Annotated in this window: 14 protein-coding genes; 6 read left to right on the top strand and 8 right to left on the bottom strand. The window is 55.6% G+C overall.

Annotated elements, in window-relative coordinates; genetic code table 11:
* Positions 1–7 precede the first annotated feature (7 nt).
* The 5 genes from lnt to miaB all read right to left on the bottom strand — a co-directional run bounded on the left by lnt (position 8) and on the right by miaB (position 5,369).
* Positions 8–1,537, bottom strand: coding sequence for an apolipoprotein N-acyltransferase (gene lnt / locus M3A44_03640; GenBank protein MEQ6340751.1), 1,530 nt, complete (start codon positions 1,535–1,537; stop codon positions 8–10).
* Positions 1,538–1,569: 32 nt separating this feature from the next.
* A complete protein-coding gene (locus M3A44_03635) occupies positions 1,570–2,454 on the bottom strand; it encodes a CBS domain-containing protein (GenBank protein ID MEQ6340750.1) in 885 nt (294 codons plus the stop codon).
* 35 nt (positions 2,455–2,489) lie between these two features.
* Positions 2,490–2,954 carry an rRNA maturation RNase YbeY gene (gene ybeY / locus M3A44_03630; protein ID MEQ6340749.1) on the bottom strand — a complete coding sequence of 155 codons (465 nt, stop codon included), beginning with the start codon at positions 2,952–2,954 and terminating at the stop codon, positions 2,490–2,492.
* Positions 2,955–3,941 (bottom strand): PhoH family protein, encoded by a 987-nt coding sequence (locus M3A44_03625; protein ID MEQ6340748.1) that lies wholly within the window; start codon positions 3,939–3,941, stop codon positions 2,955–2,957.
* Positions 3,942–4,028: 87 nt separating this feature from the next.
* Positions 4,029–5,369, bottom strand: coding sequence for a tRNA (N6-isopentenyl adenosine(37)-C2)-methylthiotransferase MiaB (miaB, locus tag M3A44_03620; GenBank protein ID MEQ6340747.1), 1,341 nt, complete (start codon positions 5,367–5,369; stop codon positions 4,029–4,031).
* 313 nt (positions 5,370–5,682) lie between these two features.
* On the opposite strand from miaB, the gene M3A44_03615 reads away from it, so the two are divergent.
* Entirely contained in the window at positions 5,683–5,886 is a 204-nt protein-coding gene (locus M3A44_03615; GenBank protein MEQ6340746.1) for a cold-shock protein, read from the top strand.
* Positions 5,887–6,024: 138 nt separating this feature from the next.
* Here the strand turns inward: M3A44_03615 and M3A44_03610 are convergent, their stop codons facing one another.
* Positions 6,025–7,527: a DUF853 domain-containing protein gene (locus M3A44_03610; GenBank protein ID MEQ6340745.1), complete on the bottom strand. Its 1,503-nt coding sequence runs from the start codon at positions 7,525–7,527 to the stop codon at positions 6,025–6,027.
* 424 nt (positions 7,528–7,951) lie between these two features.
* A complete protein-coding gene (locus M3A44_03605) occupies positions 7,952–8,374 on the bottom strand; it encodes a CopD family protein (protein MEQ6340744.1) in 423 nt (140 codons plus the stop codon).
* A 142-nt stretch (positions 8,375–8,516) separates the two neighbouring features.
* Here M3A44_03605 and M3A44_03600 point away from each other — a divergent pair, with 142 nt between their 5' ends.
* From M3A44_03600 to hemF, 5 genes are all read left to right on the top strand, one after another.
* Positions 8,517–8,978 (top strand): rhodanese-like domain-containing protein, encoded by a 462-nt coding sequence (locus M3A44_03600; GenBank protein MEQ6340743.1) that lies wholly within the window; start codon positions 8,517–8,519, stop codon positions 8,976–8,978.
* A 22-nt stretch (positions 8,979–9,000) separates the two neighbouring features.
* Positions 9,001–10,212 carry a diguanylate cyclase gene (locus M3A44_03595; GenBank protein MEQ6340742.1) on the top strand — a complete coding sequence of 404 codons (1,212 nt, stop codon included), beginning with the start codon at positions 9,001–9,003 and terminating at the stop codon, positions 10,210–10,212.
* A 223-nt stretch (positions 10,213–10,435) separates the two neighbouring features.
* On the top strand, positions 10,436–11,887 hold the full coding sequence (locus tag M3A44_03590) for an IS66 family transposase (protein ID MEQ6340741.1): 1,452 nt from the start codon (positions 10,436–10,438) through the stop codon (positions 11,885–11,887).
* 23 nt (positions 11,888–11,910) lie between these two features.
* Positions 11,911–13,137, top strand: coding sequence for a bifunctional diguanylate cyclase/phosphodiesterase (locus tag M3A44_03585; protein ID MEQ6340740.1), 1,227 nt, complete (start codon positions 11,911–11,913; stop codon positions 13,135–13,137).
* Positions 13,138–13,238: 101 nt separating this feature from the next.
* Positions 13,239–14,159: an oxygen-dependent coproporphyrinogen oxidase gene (gene hemF, locus M3A44_03580; GenBank protein ID MEQ6340739.1), complete on the top strand. Its 921-nt coding sequence runs from the start codon at positions 13,239–13,241 to the stop codon at positions 14,157–14,159.
* Between the two features lie 76 nt (positions 14,160–14,235).
* On the opposite strand, the gene M3A44_03575 is transcribed toward hemF, so the two are convergent.
* Positions 14,236–15,072, bottom strand: a complete 837-nt coding sequence (locus M3A44_03575) for a symmetrical bis(5'-nucleosyl)-tetraphosphatase (protein MEQ6340738.1) — start codon at positions 15,070–15,072, stop codon at positions 14,236–14,238.

The raw sequence follows: 15,072 nt of genomic DNA, 5'->3' as shown, positions 1-15,072 counted from the left end.
AAAACGTCTACCGTCTTTTCACCAGGAACAATCCCATCGCTAGTGCCAATACCAGCATTCCCACCACAGGCATATTTCCCACCCGCACATAGGGTGTTGCGCCACTCATTGGCTGTATTGTAGCGGTTAGTGCATACGTCTTGAATTGCGGCGCGACAGCAAGCTGTTTTCCGTTGGGGCCGATGATGGCGGTGATGCCGGTGTTGGTCGCGCGCAGCAGGGGGCGGCCTGTCTCCAGGGCGCGCATGCGGGTGATTTGCAGGTGTTGCAGCGGGCCTATGGAGTGGCCGAACCAGGCATCGTTGCTGACATTGACCAGCAGTGTGGCAGCGGGCAACTGGCGAATCACCTCTTCGCCGAACACGGCCTCGTAGCAAATCGAGATGGCCGCTTTCTGCCCCGCAACGCTCAGCGGCTGTTGATCCAGCCCGCCCTTGCTGAAATCAGACATCGGCACCTGAAGAAAATCGACGACGCCCGCCAGCGCGCTTTTCATGGGCAGGTATTCGGTGAACGGCACCAGATGATGCTTGTGGTAAAACGCCTGGTGGCTGCCGAGGCTGGTCATGCTGTTGTAATAGCGTTGCGTGCGCATATCCATGACCGGTACGCCTATCAACATATCAGCATGATGTTCGCGCGCCTCCTCGCCCAGCGCGCCGAGGAAATCCTCCGCCTCGTGGTAAAACACCGGCATGGCAGTTTCCGGCCAGATGATGAGGTTGCTGTCCCAGTGCTCGCGTGTCATACGCAGATAAAGTTCAAGGGTGGGGTCTCTGACATCCGGCGTCCATTTGATGTCCTGCGGGATATTGCCCTGGATCAGGCTCACTTTCAGCGGTGTCCCTGTCGGCTGGGTCCACTGCTGCATGCCCAGCAATCCCGCTGTGATCCATAGCGCCAGCAACACAGCGATATGTCTTAGCCTGTGCCACACGCCACCTTTATCCAGTACCACCGCCAGCAACAATCCGGCGCTGAACGCCGTTGCCCAGGAGACCCCATACACACCCAGTACCGGCGCCAGGCCGGCGAGAGGCGTGTCGATCTGGCTATAGCCGAGATTCAGCCACGGAAAGCCAGTCAGGAACCAACTGCGCACCCATTCAAAGAAGGTCCAGCCCGCGGGGAAGATCAGCAGCAGCTTGATGCGCACGGCGGCGGGTGTCGGCGCGGGATAGACGCGGGTGACAAAGTAACCGAAGAGGGCGGGAAACCAGGCCAGCACGATGACGAACAGCGTCATCAGGAATACCGACAAGGGAAGGCTGACGCCGCCGAATTCGTAGATGCTGACATAGATCCACGTCACACCGGTGCCGAACATGCCCAGGCCGAACAGCAGGCCACGCCACATCGCGCGCCGTGGCGATACGTTGAGCCACAGGGCGATGAGCAGGGCGGGGATGATGACCGCCAGCGGGAAGATCCCGAAAGGGGCGAATGCCAGCGGCAGCAGCGCCCCGGCCAGCGGGGCCAGCAAGTCGCCACGCCAGTTGGCTGTGGCCTGTGCCTTACTGGTGAATAAAGGCCTCAAGCGTCTGCGCGCTCCCTACGCTGCCGCATCAATCATGACTCGCCGGACAGTGCGGGTTGCTCAATCTCGCCTTCTTGCGTGCGCATGGTTACTTGCAGCAGGTGAATGCGGCGATTGTCGGCATGCAGCACCTTGAAGCGGAAGCGCCCAATGGCCAGTGCCTCGCCGCGTCGCGGCACCTTGCCGAAGTCGTGCACTACCAAGCCGCCAATAGTGTCGAATTCTTCATCGCTGAAATCGCTCCCGAAGTAGCTATTGAATTCGTCGATAGGTGTCAGCGCCTTCACCGTATAGTTGAAGTCGCTGTGTTTTTTGATATAGGCATCTTCGTCGATATCGTGCTCATCGGCGATTTCACCGACGATTTGCTCCAGCACATCTTCGATGGTCACGAGGCCAGACACCCCGCCGTATTCGTCCACGACGATGGCCATGTGATTGCGGCTGGCACGGAATTCCTTGAGCAGCACATTGAGGCGCTTGCTCTCCGGGATAAACACCGCCGGGCGCAGGATGTCGCGCACATTGAAAACCGCGTGCCGCCCGGTGACGAAGTAACCCAGCAGGTCTTTCGCCAGTAAAATGCCGATCACTTCGTCGCGGCTGTCGCCGATTACCGGGAAGCGCGAGTGCTCGGATTCGGTGATGACGGGGAGGATTTCCTGCAATGCGGCGTCACGATCCACCACCACCATCTGCGCGCGCGGCACCATGATGTCGCGCACCTGCATTTCCGATACCTGCAGCACACCCTCGATCATCGCCAGCGCGTCTGAATCGAGCAGCTGACGCTGTTGCGCATCACGCAACAGTTCGATGAGTTGTTCACGGTCTTTGGGTTCGCCCAGCAAAACGTGGCTCAGTCTTTCAAGCCAGGAGCGTTGCGCTGCGCCGTTAGTAGATCGGCCTTCGTTCATGTGTTGTCCATAGGATTAAAAATTTTTCGATTCTCTTATGATGGTTGATAGGGGTCAGAAAAACCCAATCGCGCCATGATGTCTGCTTCCAGCGTCTCCATGGCCTGTGCTTCCTGTTCGTCGACATGATCATACCCTAGCAGATGCAGTACGCCATGCACTACCATGTGCGCCCAGTGGGCGAGAGCTTCCTTGTGTTGTTCGAGCGCCTCACGTTCAACGACTGGCGCGCAAATCACAATATCACCCAATAAGGGCACAGGCAGCAGGTCGGCGTCCTCGACGGCGAATGACAGCACATTGGTCGGCCCCTGTTTGTGTCGATACGTTTCATTGAGTGCCGTACCCTCTTCGTTGCCGACGATACGCACCGTCAACTGGGCTACCTCACGCCGCTCCGCCAGCGCCGCGTGCGCCCAGGTGCTAATCTGATCCAGTGACGGTATGGCATCGTCCTGGGTCAATTCAGGCCCGTACTGGACATCCACCTGAATACTCATCTATTCTTCTTCTTTTGTTTTGCTTTCAAACGATTCATAGGCGGACACGATGCGCTGCACCAGCGGGTGGCGCACCACGTCCCTCGCCTGGAAGAAGGTGAAGCTGATGCCCTCGACATCGCGCAGCACGTCGATGACGTGACGTAGCCCGGACTGGCGCGGACGCGGCAAGTCGGTCTGTGTGATATCGCCGGTTATCACCGCAACCGAACCAAAACCAATGCGTGTGAGGAACATCTTCATCTGCTCGGCCGTGGTGTTCTGCGCCTCGTCGAGGATGATGAATGACTCATTCAGCGTTCGCCCGCGCATGTAGGCGAGTGGCGCGATCTCGATCACGTTGCGCTCGATCAGCTTGGCGACACGCTCAAACCCCAGCATCTCATACAACGCATCATACAGGGGACGTAGATAGGGGTCGATTTTCTGCGCCAGATCACCTGGCAAAAAACCCAGCCGCTCGCCGGCCTCCACCGCCGGGCGTGTTAGCAGTATACGCCGTACCTTTTCCTGCTCCAGCGCCGCAACGGCGCAGGCTACTGCCAGATAGGTTTTGCCTGTGCCCGCCGGGCCGATGCCAAAGTTAATGTCGTGCGCCAGGATATTTTTTATATAGCGCTGCTGATTGTAGCCGCGCCCCTTGATCACGCCACGCGGAATACGCAGGTTCACGTCGGCAAATGCCGGATCAGGCGCGCCTACTAGAGCATCCAGTCCGGATTCCTGTAAAAACAGATGCACACGCGCGGGTGTGAGCGCGGCTTGTGCCGTTTCGCCATAGAGGCTCTGGAGCAGCTCTTCGGCGGTATGCACCGTTGCCGCGTCATCGCCGATCACACGGAACTCGTGACCACGGTTATTGATTTCGACACCCAAGCGGCGCTCGATCTGTCGCAGGTGTTCATCAAATTGGCCGCAGAGATTGACGAGGCGCTGATTGTCCGCTGGCTCAAGCGTAAAATCAGAAGAATGAGGTTGGTCGTTCAAGATGGGTAGGTATATAAGCGTTCTTAAAAATGGATACGATCAAGGATTGCGTATTTTACACTGATATTGCGATCAATTGATGAATTATCAAGCGCATTTCGCTGTGACGCGCTCCACCCGTTCGCCGCGTAGCGAGCTTGCCAGGGCCTCGGTAATGCGCACATCGACGAACTGTCCGATCAGCGCAGGATCGCCCGAAAAATGCACCGCGCGGTTGTTCTCCACGCAGCCGGAGATGGAGCCATCCGGGTTGAAGCGCTCCACCAGGACGCGCTGCACAGTGCCTATCATGGCGTGAGCGATTCTTGCCGAGTGTTCGTTGATGCTGGCCTGGAGCCGTGCCAGCCGTGCCTGTTTGACTTCCATCGGCACATCGTCGGGCAGGCTTGCCGCCGGGGTGCCGGGGCGCGGGCTGTAGACGAAGCTGAAGGAGCGGTCGAAGCCGATTTCTTCGATGAGATTCATGGTGGCTTCGAAGTCGGCGTCGGTCTCGCCGGGGAACCCAATAATGAAATCCGATGATATGCAGATGCCGGGCCGCAGCGCGCGCAGGCGACGGATCTTGGCCTTGTATTCTTCCGCTGTATAGCCGCGCTTCATCAGCGCCAGGATGCGGTCGGAACCGCTCTGCACCGGCAGATGAACGTGATCCACCAACTGCGCTACCGATCCGTAGGACTCGATCAGGCTGTCGGAAAACTCCGCCGGATGCGATGTCGTGTAACGGATGCGCTCGATGCCGTCAATCGCGGCGACGTAGTCGATCAGCAATGCAAGATCCGCATCGAAGCCATCATGCATGCGCCCACGGTAGGCGTTGACGTTCTGGCCGAGCAGCGTCACCTCGCGCACACCCTGCGCCGCCAGCAAGCCGACCTCGTTGAGAACATCGTCAAACGGGCGGCTGACTTCCTCGCCGCGCGTGTAGGGCACCACGCAGAAGGTGCAGTATTTGCTGCATCCTTCCATGATCGACACGAAGGCGGTGGGGCCTTCCGCGCGAGGAGGGGGCAGGCGATCAAATTTTTCGATTTCAGGGAAGGTGATATCCATTGTCCGAACGCGCTTGCGTTCCACTTCTTCCAGTAATGCGGGCAGACGATGCAGTGTTTGGGGGCCGAATACGATGTCGACATAGGGCGCGCGCTTGAAAATGGTCTCGCCCTCCTGGCTCGCCACGCACCCGCCGACCCCGATCACCAGGCCCGGACGGTTCTTTTTCCACTCGCGCCACCACCCGAGTTGGGAGAATACCTTTTCCTGCGCCTTTTCGCGCACCGAGCAGGTGTTGAGCAGCAACACATCCGCTTCTTCGGCGACGGTGGTCAATTCCAGCCCATGCGATGCCTTCAGCACATCCGCCATTTTGGAGGAATCGTACTCATTCATCTGGCAGCCAAAGGTTTTGATGTAAAGCTTGCGTCCCATAATAAAGCGCCTGTTAAAGCTTAATAACTTGATGGCATAAGCTACTACTTTTACAGAAAAACTTCCAGTTTTGCCGGCCGGGCTGTCGCCGATTTCGCCAAAATGCAAAGTATTTTCAGCGCCTTGCGGCTTTCCTGCATATTTTTATGGACTTGTCAATAAAGTGTGATATTCTCGGGCGGTAGCTGCTTGTAGTGTTTTGCAGTTATCGCTGGAATGCTGGGCTGGGCCGAAGATCTTACCGCTCTTTGCCAAGGGTTTCCCCGGCATTTTGGCAAGCTTAATGAGTTTGTTTTTTTATGAGGAAGTAACAATGCGTATCGGTACAGTAAAATGGTTTAACGAATCCAAAGGCTTCGGCTTCATCTCCCCGCAAGATGGTGGCGAAGATGTATTCGTACATTACAGCGCGATCTCCGGTGATGGCTTCAAAACCTTAGCCGAAGGCCAGACTGTGAAGTTCGAGGAGAAAAAAGGCCCCAAAGGCCCGCAGGCGACCATCGTACAGGCTGCCTGATCCTGAACAATTTAGAATAAGCCGCTTCTAGAATACTCTTACCCCCGCCTTTACGGCGGGGTTTTTGTTTGCGCTTCTAAATTCTAAATCAATAGTGGAATCGTAGGGTGCGTCCCACGCACCTTACCTAACCTTCTTTCAGCGTTTTCCGCCACCCAGCAGCGAACCCAGTACCCCGCGCAGGATCTGCCTGCCCAACTGGCTGCCAACGGCGCGTGCCGCGCTCTTGGCCATCGCTTCCACGACACTCTCGCGTTGGCGCCCACCTTGAGGCTTGGGTGCGGCCGATTCGCTCTCCAGGGTCTCAGCAACAGAGCGCCGTCCCCGCGCGGCGGGTGCGGCTGCCTCTTTCTGTGCGGCAGCGGACTCGGCGCGGCTCTTGATGATTTCATAGGCCGATTCGCGGTCAACGAGTTTTTCGTAATGGCCATAGATGGCGGACTGCTGGATAATCGTCTGCCGCTGCTGGGCGCTGATGGGGCCGACCAGGCTGTGCGGCGGACACATCAGCGTGCGTTGCACTATGGTGGGCTTGCCATTCTCATCGAGCAGTGACACCAGCGCCTCGCCTATACCCAGCTCGGTGATGACGCTGGCGACATCAAGATTGGGATTGCTGCGAAAGGTTTCGGCGGCAGCGCGCACGGCTTTCTGGTCGCGCGGGGTAAAGGCGCGCAGCGCGTGCTGCACACGGTTGCCGAGCTGTCCAAGGATCTTGTCGGGGATGTCCAGCGGGTTTTGGCTGACGAAATACACACCGACACCCTTGGAGCGGATCAGCCGCACCACCTGCTCGACTTTTTCCAACAGTGCGGGCGGCGCATCGTTGAACAGCAGATGTGCCTCGTCAAAGAAGAACACCAGCTTGGGTTTGTCGCGGTCGCCGACTTCGGGGAGTTGCTCGAACAGCTCGGAGAGCAACCACAGCAGGAAGGTGGCATAGAGCTTGGGCGAGGCCATCAACTTGTCGGCGGCCAGGATATTGATCGTGCCATGGCCATTGCTGTCGGTTTGTATGAGATCATCGATGTTCAGCGCCGGTTCGCCGAAGAACTTTTCGCCACCTTGCGATTCGATGCTCAGCAGGGCGCGCTGAATGGCGCCGATGCTCGCCGCAGAGACGGTGCCGTATTCGGTGGTGAAGTCCTTGGCGTTATCGCCCACGAACTGGAGCATGGCGCGCAGGTCTTTGAGATCCAGTAGCAGCATGCCCTGGTCATCGGCAATCTTGAATGCGAGCGTAAGGACGCCTTCCTGGGTGTCATTCAAATTCAACAGACGGGACAGCAGCAGCGGCCCCATGTCGGAGACGGTGGTGCGCACCGGATGGCCCTGCTCGCCAAACACATCCCAGAAGGTTACGGGACAGCCGGCGAAGTTAAATCCCTCCAGTCCCATCTTCAGAATGCGCTCCCGAACCTTTGGGTTGTCCACGCCAGGCTGACTGAGGCCGGACAGATCGCCTTTGACATCCGCCATGAAGACTGGCACGCCGATACGGCTGAAACCTTCGGCCAGCCCTTGCAGGGTGATGGTCTTGCCGGTGCCGGTGGCCCCCGCAATCAGCCCGTGGCGGTTCGCCATGGCGGGCAGGAGATATTGGGGTTGTTCCCCTTTGCCGATCAACAATGGCTCAGTCATTCAATGCCCCTCATTTTTTTGTCGCTTTAACACGTTCTGGCTAGCGTTGCAATATATCACTTGAGATATCCGTTTGAGAATTTTTCTAATCAATAAACGCTAACCTCTTATCGCTCTTTGGATTTATTGGTTATTCACAAAATCTGTGGATAACTTTGTGGAGGAATCATGGCCAACTGCGCCAAGGCCGCGCCATTGTTGGGTTTGTGACAGAATGATGACAAATTGTCGATTATATAAAAACATAATAAAATCAATAAGTTAAATAACGCAGCGGATGCTTTATAAAAAATTGACAATTTTTGGCTTGCTCTGTGCGAATCATCCTATTACTGTGCATAAAAAACTGGTCTAAGTCTAAAATGCGTCATAACTATGCGGTGTACCAGGGTTTTCAGGAAAGACGGATTGGTGTCAATGCGCGCTAAAAAGGCTTGACGGTGACGAGTATCACTATTGCCATTAATAGCAATACCGAAACCTCGTTAAACCACCGGTAAAACACATGGCTGCGGCGGTTGCGATCATGTTTGAAATCCAGCATCAGTTTGCCGCAGTACGCATAATAGGCAACGAGAAACACCACCAGCATGAGTTTGGCGTGCAGCCAGCCCATATGAGAATAGGCCTGCCATGCATAGTCGATGAGCAACCAGATGCCCATCACGATGGTGAGGATGGCCCAGGGCAGCACGAAAATGAACAGTTTGCGTTCCATGATCTTGAAGCGTTCGATGGTTGCCGCATCCTCGGTTATGGCGTGATGGACAAACAGCCGCGGCAGGTAAAACAGTCCTGCGAACCATGCCGTCATGAATATGATGTGAAATGCTTTGACCCAGAGCATGAAAATCCCTTCCTTAATTTCGATCTTGAGTTAAGGTGCATTATAAATATAGCATTAACCCTTGCTTCGCGTGCAGCTAAAGCCCCGGCGCGTTATTGCCGATGATAATAGAACTCCACACTAAGAGAACAGGGGAAACGTAATGCCATTGTCCCTACATCTTGCGTGGCATGGCTACGGGAAAGGCACCGGTATTTTCGCATTGATGGTGTGGTTGTTGCTGCTGCCCGTTGCGGGTTTTTCCGGGGATGAGATAGTTCCTGAGATTATCGCCGGAATTAACCGGGTCGATGCTGAGAAACTGATCGAGCTTGAGCGTCGCTCGAATCTGGTCATTATAGATTCCCGTCTCCTCGTTGACCGCAGGCAAGGTTATATAGAAGGCTCCATCAGCTTGACGGACACAGTAACCGATTGCGATTCCCTTGCGGCTGTAGCGTCGGATGTAAAGGCACCGATCCTTTTTTACTGCAATGGCCCGCGTTGCCCACGCAGTGCCAGGGCCGCGGGTATCGCGCAGGCATGCGGGTATCGCAAGGTCTACTGGTTGCGCGGTGGCTTTGAGGAATGGAAGCAAAAAAAATATCCATACATAAAGAAGTGATAATGAGCGGTTATATCTCCTGATGCGCTTCCCTCGCCTGTCATTACGTACCTTTACCACGCTGCTGCTGGTGGTGTTGAGTATGGCATTAGTGCTGTTGAGCGGTGAGATCTACCGCAGTGTTGCCCATGATAACCAGCGCCATGCCTTGATGGATCTGGTGAAGCTGAAGGCAACCGAGGCGTTGACGGATCTGGAGAGTCAATTGCTGGATATTGGTCTGGCCATTCAGCTTGAACCGGAGTTCCGCCGCGCTTTTGAACACAAGGATACGGATAGGCTGAATTTTGAATTGGACAACCAATTTAACCAGTATAGTGTTGCGACGGGACAGGTAAAGCTGTTAAGGCTGTCTGCCTACGACCTGAATTTAGCATTAATGGCCCAGAGTTCGACAGAATTGATTGATGCCGGACGCGATGTGGTTATTTGTCCATCGCTGCTGGAGCGCGCCCGTGCCCGCACGGGAACGGCGCGTCTGCAGACGATCGCCGAGCTGTGCCCGGTGGCAGGAGGCCGACCCTATTACACTGTGCTGGTGCCTGTCGGCGGTTTGCATCCGGTTGGTTATATTCAAATAGTGGCTGACCCGGCACAAAGTCTGCGCTCTATTGATGCCGCATTGGGAATGCCCGTAAGGATTTCCCTAAATGATGGCAGTGAGGTTTTTAGATCCAGCACCTGGCAAAATCAGGATGTCGCGCAAAACAAGCTGATTACTAGCTATACCTTGACGGATGAGCATGGCGGGAGTGTGCTGAAAGTCTCTGCCATGACCGATATCAGCGCATTCAGCCGGGATTTTGCCTACGCGCGCAATCTGGTGATGGGCATCGGTGGTGCCATTACGTTGCTGGCGGTATTTATTGCTATCCTGCTGTTACAAAAAACCACCCTGAAACCTATCGCTTTGCTGACCCGGCAATTGCGGGTGGTAAGGCAAAACCGAAAACATCTTGGCGAGCAAGTAGCCGTGCAAGGCGATGCCGAGGTGAGTGAGCTGGCTACCGTTTTTAATGAAATGAGCGGTGAGCTGGATAAGTTATACCAGAAGCTTGAAAGAATGGCCTTTACCGATGCGCTGACGGAATTGCCTAACCGCGCGCAGTTTCAGGAGCTGCTTCGGCAAGCGATATCATTAAGCAGGATGCGTGAGAGCCGTTTTGGCCTGATTCTGCTGGATCTGGATGGCTTCAAAGAAAGTAACTACTCACTCCCTTCACACGAAAAATAACTTAAAAATCTCTTGACAGGTTTTTTCTATCGAAAAAACCACTTCCTTATCTCGGTGTAAAATCTATTCTCTATTGCCGCTGGCAGGGGCTTTGATCTCTTCAATGAGCCGCCTTGCCATTTCAAGTCGAAAAAACCATTTCAGCCTGATCTGACCGTTATCAGGGGGTCGAAAAATGCCATGTTATCCTTTGGCTATTCCAAACGTATAGCCCCCCTTATTAATGGCAAGCCTAGACAAAACCTCGGTCAGAAACGAAGTCAGCCGGTTGAAAGCGGATTTTGAGCAGCTCAGTTGCGACGGTAAAGTGCCTCGCGAAACTCAGGTGCTTATGAATAGCATGTTCATGATGATGGAGCTGATGCTCTCCATTTTTCTGGAAAGAATAACCAAGAAAGACAGCCGCAACTCCAGCAAGCCCTCCTCCCAAACGGAAAAGGACGACTCCTCGTTGAGTCATCCGGGGAGCCAGGGTAAGGGGAAAAACGAAAACGGCGCCCTGCTGAAAAACACGCGCGTCAAAGAGAGTGTGACTCTTTCTAGAGTCCGCCTCTGCGATGTATGTGGCGAAGATCTGGATAATACGCCCTGTAGTCACCATGAAAGACGGACGAAGATCGATATTGTTTTTGAGAAAGTCGTTGAGCATGTGGATGCCGAGGTCAAGCAGTGCCCGGTCTGCGATGCGACGGTCAAAGGGAAGTTCCCGGCGGATATGCACGGCCCGTTGCAATACGGCGATGGCTTAAAGGCCTTTGTCATCAATTTACTGGTGTCTCAGATGGTCGCGATCAATCGCGCGCAAACGCTGCTGACCTCCATGATCGGTGTTGTGATCTCTGAAGCCACTCTTCTGGCTTTTGTGCTGCGGCTTCATCGTGCCTTGGAGCGGTGGGAGCAGCACGCCACCGCACAGCTGCTGAAAGCACCCTCTATGCATGTGGATGAGACCTCCTTGCGGGTGGATAAGCAAAACCACTGGATACACGTGTACTCCGCAGGGGAGATCACCCTCAAGTTTTTACATCGAAAACGGGGCACGGCAGCGATCACGTCGATCGATATTATTCCGCGCTACGATGGCGTCATCATTCATGACTGCTGGTCATCCTACTTGTCCTATGATCACTGCTCTCACGGCCTGTGCGGCTCGCATCTGCTGCGCGAATTGACGTTCATTGTTGACGCCAATGACTACGCCTGGGCGCGCCACATGAAACGCCTTTTACAGGAGAGCTGCGCCACCGTCTCCAGAAGCACGGAAAAGAGATTGACCGATGAAGCGCTGGCGCGGTTGCAAAAGCGCTACCGCACGATTCTCACCCGTGGCGAAAAAGAGCTTCCACCTATTCCCCAAAAGCCCAGCGGGAAACGCGGCAAACTCGCCAAGTCAGATGCACACAATCTGCTGGACCGATTGCAAAAACATGAGGCATCCGTCCTGCTGTTCGCCAAAAACCCTCATGTCGCCTTCACCAATAACCGGGCCGAGCGTGATTTGAGAATGTCCAAGGTGAAGCAAAAGGTCTCTGGCTGTTTCCGCTCAGAGATTTATGCTCAGGCTTATTGCCGAATATCAAGCTATCTGCAAACTATGGCCAACAAGGGACATAATCCTCTTATTGCGATTCAAATGGCTCTCGCGGGTGAGGTCAACATAATCGGGGGTGAGTAGTTACCAAAGAAATTAATGATACTTTGGGCCATCATGTCGGCGATGTCTTGCTGCAACAGGTGAGCGAGCGCCTGAAGAGAACTATCCAGTCAATAAATATCGTTTGTCTGCTGGGTGCCGAAGATGATGCGCCGGATGTGTTGGCCGGGCAGGAGCCGGTGATGGCACGCCTGGGCGGTGATGAGTTCGCTTTTCTTTTGCCTGCACTGACCAATGCGCAGGAAATTATGACCGTAGCGCGAGAAATCACCGAAACCCTGCAGACACCTTTTGTCGTGGAGGGTAACACGGTGGCGATTGGCGGCAGCGTGGGAATTACCCTGTTTCCCGATCACGGCGAGGATGGCGAGACCCTGTTGCGGCGCGCAGATATCGCATTGTACATCGCCAAGAACACCCGCAATGCCTACGCTCTTTATGACCCTGCGCACGATCAAAATAGTATTGACCAATTGACCCTGCGGGCCGAATTGCGCAACGCGATAGATACAGGAGAGTTGGTACTTCACTATCAGCCCAAGCTGCACATCAAAACCGGGCGTATCCAGGGTGTCGAGGCGTTGGTGCGCTGGCAGCATCCGCTGCATGGCTTGTTGATGCCGCCCCAATTTCTTCCTGTTGCGGAACGCAGTGGTCTTATTGGAGTGTTGACGCAATGGGTGCTGGTGGAGGCGCTGCGCCAGCACAATGTCTGGCAGCGCGCGGGCCTGGATCTCAAGGTGGCGGTCAATCTTTCCTCGCGCGTGCTCTATGATCTGCGCCTGCCGGATCAGATTGCTCACCATTTGATGAGATTTCATGTGCCCCCTTCCTCGCTGGAGCTCGAGATCACGGAAGACGCCATTATGATCGACCCCCAGCGCGCACTGGAAATACTGGCGCGGCTGAATGCCATGAGAATCAAACTTTCCATTGACGATTTCGGCACCGGTTACTCCTCGCTGGGTTATCTCAAACGCCTGCCTGTCGATGAAATCAAGATAGACAAAACGTTTGTCATGGAGATGGAACAATCCCGGAGCGACGCCGCCATCGTCCATGCCACCATCGACCTGGCGCACAACCTTGGCCTGAACGTGGTTGCCGAAGGCGTCGAAAGCGAGGGGATGTTGAGCATGCTGGCAAGGTTGAATTGCGATACCGCACAGGGTTTTTATATCAGCCGTCCCATACCGGGGGATCGGATGCAGGAGTGGTTGTCAAAATCGTCCTATACGCAACACGAGGTAATGATTGCGGAGGGCGTATGAATGCCGGTAGCAAGGTGATTTGGCAAAAGCAGCCTGTGGCAACAGGAGATAGAGCTATCCATTCTGGGATATAATCGGCCTCTAACAACAGGAGACCGAAAATGGCCACACCGAATATCGATGCCGTCAAAACCTATCTGCTTAACCTCCAGGACCGCATTTGCAAGGCACTTGAAGGGGAGGATGGCCAGGAGCGCTTCAAGGAGGATCGCTGGGATCGCGCCGAAGGCGGCGGAGGTATCAGCCGGGTGTTGACAGAGGGTGCGGTCTTCGAGCAGGCGGGCGTTAATTTCTCGCACGTATTTGGCGACAAGCTGCCGCCTTCCGCCACAGCCCATCGCCCCGAACTGGCGGGCCGCACTTTTCAGGCGTTGGGTGTGTCGCTGGTCATGCACCCACGCAATCCCTATGTCCCCACGTCCCACGCCAATGTACGTTTCTTTATCGCAGAAAAAGAGGGCGCCGAGCCCGTGTGGTGGTTTGGCGGCGGCTTTGATCTGACGCCCTATTATGGCTTTGAGGAAGACGCCATGCACTGGCACAGTGTCGCGCGCGAGGCCTGCCGGCCATTCGGCGAGGATATGTATCCGCGTTACAAGAAGTGGTGCGATGACTACTTCTTTCTCAAGCATCGCGGCGAGCCACGCGGTATCGGCGGGCTGTTTTTTGATGACCTCAACGAAGGCGGCTTTGCCCGTTGTTTCGGCTTCATGACCAGCGTGGGTGATCGGTACATCAATGCCTATTTGCCCATCGTCGCGCGTCGCAAGAATACCCCTTATGGCGAGCGCGAGCGCGATTTTCAACTCTACCGGCGCGGGCGCTATGTGGAATTCAATCTGGTCTACGACCGCGGCACCCTGTTCGGCCTGCAATCGGGCGGGCGCACCGAGTCCATCCTGATGTCCCTGCCGCCACTGGTGAAGTGGCGTTACAACTGGCGCCCGGAACCGGGGACGCCAGAGGCCAGATTATATGAAGTATTTCTCAAGCCGCGCGATTGGCTGGCGGACGAGAAGTAATTCAAAAAATAGCCGCCGAGAACGTCAAACCCTCCGCTCCCGTCTTGACCTTTGATAGTTTGGCGTTCTTTGCGGCTTAATCTTTGCCGGGTTCGCACGCGCCGCGACAGGGTATGCTGATGCGTTCACGCACGGTGGCATCCATGCGTAACGCAGTCAATGTCCCGCCCCACACGCAGCCCGTGTCCAGGTGATGGACGCCTTGCACGTCACATGCCCCCAGCGTCGACCAGTGACCGAAGACAATCTCCATATCCGCGCTAGCGCGGCCTGGCGCCATAAACCACGGCAGGTGCCCAGGTGACTGCGTGCCGGGGGCGCCCTTTTCTTTTAGCGCCAAGCGTCCCTCGCCGTCGCAATAACGTAGCCGCGTAAGGCAGTTGGTGATAAAGCGTAACCGGGCAGCACCCATCAATGTGGCTGACCACTGATCAGGCCCATTGCCATAAATTGCGGCAAGATAGTCGTGATAGCCACTCCCACACAACGCACCCTCCACCTCGGCAGCGCAGCCCCGCGCCGTGGTAAGATCCCACTGCGGTGGCAAGCCGGCATGGAGCATGGTGATGCCCAGCGTGGCGTCGTGATGCAGCAGGGGCTGATGGCTCAGCCATTCGAGCAGTTCTTCGCGGTCCGGCGCATGCAGCACATCGTGGAACGTATCGTTGCGGCGCGGGCGCGTATGGCCGCCCGCTACCGCGAGCAGATGGATGTCGTGATTACCCAGCACGGTCACCGCATGCGCGCCCAGGTCCCGCACGAAGCGCAACACTTCAAGAGACTGCGGCCCCCGGTTGACCAAATCGCCGGCAAACCACAGTTGATCTTGCTGTGGGTCAAAGGCGATTTTGTCGAGCAGGGCCATCAGGTCATCGAAACAGCCCTGAACATCGCCGATGGCATAGACCGCCAT

The organism is Gammaproteobacteria bacterium (assembly GCA_040183005.1).
Classification (GTDB): domain Bacteria; phylum Pseudomonadota; class Gammaproteobacteria.
Note: the sequence above shows the minus strand (reverse complement) of the source record. Positions and strands in the feature narration are given on the sequence as shown.